This is a genomic window from Acidiplasma aeolicum (assembly GCF_001402945.1).
GTDB classification, from domain to species: Archaea; Thermoplasmatota; Thermoplasmata; order Thermoplasmatales; family Thermoplasmataceae; genus Acidiplasma; species Acidiplasma aeolicum.
Genome location: NZ_LKBG01000048.1, coordinates 1 through 3,663, shown reverse-complemented (window position 1 = coordinate 3,663; position 3,663 = coordinate 1). Strand labels below are relative to the sequence as shown.

Sequence of the window (3,663 nt, the reverse complement as noted above, 5' to 3'; positions counted from 1 at the left end):
ATTGCTTATTTAAGAATATTCATTAAGATTCTACAGTGTTTTTCCCATGTATATTCTTTGGTTATATTTAATAAGTTGTTCTGTAGTTTTTCATAATTGATTTCATTATTATTTTCCAATATAAAATTTGATATTTTGTTAATATCATTTTTATCTACAATATACCCACCACCATATTTTTTAATTATATCAGAAATTCCTAATGTGGAATCTATAATCACAGGTGTAAGATGCGAGATAGCTAATACTATAGCGAGTCCCGGACCGTACTCCATGGGACCAGCAAATCTAATTACAAATTTTGAAGAAGCATATAATTCATCAAGTTCTTCATCAGGCATATTATCATTTATGATAACTTTTTCCTGTAAATTTCTTTTATATACATTATTTTTAAAATCTTCAAATTCAGATTTTAGATTCCATCTTCCAATAAAATAAAGTTTAAAATCAGGTATAGCTTCGATAATATCTAAATAAGTATCGGGTGATCTATCTTTGCTCCAAGTAGACGTTGCAAGGATTATATTATCCCTTTCATGAAAGTTTTTAGTTTTTTGTAATGTCATTCCTACTAAATCTGGTTCACATTTAAATCCATATATAGATGTTACATTATTGGCAATTTTCTCGGTTACAGCAAAAATTTTATCTGCATTTTGCAAAACGTCTCTCTCCATTTTAGTAGCTATTTTACCCAATACAGGAACATTATACTTACCATTAACGTGTTCGTGCATCATTACAGAGTATGGAATTCCCAGCTTTCTCTTAATTTTTAGACCAGCCAATCCAGCCCACTGGTCGTGACATATTATATAATCCGCATCCCCCTTTTTAACAGATCTTGCAAATTTATTTATAAGGTTATAATCAACTGTGCCTTCTCCTCTTCTATTAGGCATAAATATGCCTGTTATAAATGAGTATATGCCTTTCGGTTTATAGTTTTCACCTGAAAATATTTCATAATCTATATCCTCAAGTTCATTTAAAAGATTCCTGCCACTTTCCGTTGCTCTCAAAAACACAAGTTTGACTTTATATCCCATTTTAGTTAATTGTTTTGCCTCAGCTATTGCTATTTTCTGTGCTCCTGCAGTCCATAGAATTCTAACCAAAATTATTATCTTCATTTTTATGTGTACAAATATTTAATATAAAACTTTATGTATTTCGTTATTGGCTGTGTACATAATTCTGTGTAAATATAAATCCCGGTTATTCATGCAAGGATCATTAAGGAACATATGAAAGAGTCTCTTTTGAGTAAGAAGACAGTAAAACAGTGAATACAACCATACGAAATTACACTTTATACGTGTCTTACAATTATATTAAAATTCGATAACTTCATAGGCAGTGTTTTCAAGGATTTCGCAATTATCTGACCTGAGGTGCCACTCCACCCCTATGTGGTTGAATTCATCCACTGTCTGAATCGCTATTACATCTCCTGGGGGATAATTTTACATTCACCCACTTTCCCTTATTGCATAGATGATTCTTATTGTTGAAATAACTATCCGTGTAGAAGTAAAAAAAAGTCCCGCGAATGACTTCAATTTCATTCTTATCAATGCAGTTATGGAGGCGTGCCATAAATGAGAAAACCTGGGAACTTTTATTTTTTGATAGGTACAGCAGTATAACGAACGAATACATATAGGAATTATTAACCGGAAGCAGTGTTCAACCTGTCAGTTAAGTGTGTTGTTAAAGTTCCCAAAAGTATACGTAAATAGCCCATTGAAGTAAAAAACAATGAGCAAAATATATTCAATCGCTGAAAAGATAGACAAAAGACTCGGAATCAATATACCTCTTAAAAATCTGTGGAAGCTGACAGCTTCGCACAAAAATCTGTTATTAAGCATATTATAGCAACATCATAAAAATAAATGTAGTATCGTTTAATCTTGTTCATTCAAATTTTATTTTTTCTATAGGTGTCCAACACAAAGTATGAAAGCACAGCTAAATAAATTATCATGCCTATATAAAATACATCCATTATTATTTTTCCCTCAGTTATTATCTTAATATCATTTAATGAAGCTATACTTTTATTTATGATAAAGATGCTGTTTCCATAAATTCCGGGTATGGAACTATAAAGTTTCCCCCCGTAACTTGCTTTATATTCCCTTAAGCTCGGGTATATTGAGACTATAATAGATGGGTTTTTGTCATTTAATAAGGATGTGTTTTTAATCAAAATTAAGGCTGCAACTTTGGTATAACCTTTCAAATATAATCCTTTGCTAAAATTAAACTTTACCCACTGGTAATTATTCATTGTACTATTTTCCATATAGATAAGGGCACTTCCATTGTTTCCCTTCAATAAAGTATTATTCAATGTCACAAAGTTGCCAAAGGGCAATGTTGAATTTTCACTTATGTGCGGATATGATATATATCTGCAACTTAAATTATTGATATAAAACGTGCCATTGGTATAGTCGTATAGCCTAAAGTCAACATATTTTTCTGTTGCGGAAAATGTATAAGAGAAAGTGTATTTTTTATATGAATTGGAGACATTGAAATTATACCCTAAAAATACATTATCGGTATATATATTGCTTCTCGGTTCTCCCATGAATAGTACCAAACCCGTGCCATTGACAGATGCTTTAGCATAAAATGTAAGCTTTAATGAAACCACTGTTGAGTTGATGGAGTTGCTATTTACATAAAATCCTCCTGCACCACCATCAAATGAACCATTATATGAAATACTAATGCCGTTAATAGACGCATTGCCTGTAATTTTTACTGTTCGATTATAATAAGAATAGTATGCTTCACTATTTACCCATAACGTCAAAGTGAAATTGTCGGGCAATCCAGTAGCATAATTGTGTCCAGCACCTGAGATAGTTTTATTGGAACTTAAGTTGAAATAGGGGGACTCGGTTGAACCTACTAAGGTAGATAGATATCCGGGTGTGTCTATGGAAATATTTTTGCTATTATTGTCAAAATTTACAGGTAATCCATATTTATTGCCATAGGTGATTGCAACATTATAGCCCAAGGTCTTGAATAAATATGGGAGTGCAACTTCATAGATATTATTTCCTTCATAGTTTAACAGCAGGTTGGACTTATAAATTGAAGTAAAGTTATCTACCTCAAATATGTCCACTTGATATTTACTATATATCTCCTTCAATCCGGTGGTATTCTGTAGAAAACTCTGTGCTTGTGTAAAACTCTTAAAACCCGCGTTAGAAAATGTATATTCAAATATTGCCCCTGGATTCTTCTGTATGTCCTGATTTGAAATCACAACGTATTTTACACCAGAATATAATAAATTGTAATATAAATCTACACTCAAATTATTTGATGTAATATAATCCAAGTTAGGTATGGATGCTTCTGGGTGTGGTGATTCATATACCCTATTACTAAACGCAGGACCACCAATCCATAGTATGTTGAAATTGCTCTTCTGCGATGAAATAAAATCATAGGCATGGATAACACTGCTATTGATATTTAATGGCGTATATCCACCTATATTGGCAACATTATTTCCATATGCAGTATCAGGAGCTCTTGCCGGATAAAATGTACCGTCGAATGCTTGCCAGCCAGAAAGGTGAACAGAAGGGGGCTTACTCCGGGCATTTCCACTCTTTTATCAATAAT

General features: G+C 32.3%; 2 protein-coding genes. Both read right to left on the bottom strand.

Annotation, left to right across the window (positions count from 1 at the left end):
- Window positions 1-5 precede the first annotated feature (5 nt).
- Window positions 6-1,136 (bottom strand): glycosyltransferase family 4 protein, encoded by a 1,131-nt coding sequence (locus AOG54_RS01750; RefSeq protein WP_054964132.1) that lies wholly within the window; start codon window positions 1,134-1,136, stop codon window positions 6-8.
- 791 nt (window positions 1,137-1,927) lie between these two features.
- Window positions 1,928-3,298 (bottom strand): hypothetical protein, encoded by a 1,371-nt coding sequence (locus tag AOG54_RS01745; RefSeq protein ID WP_156324162.1) that lies wholly within the window; start codon window positions 3,296-3,298, stop codon window positions 1,928-1,930.
- Window positions 3,299-3,663 lie beyond the last annotated feature (365 nt).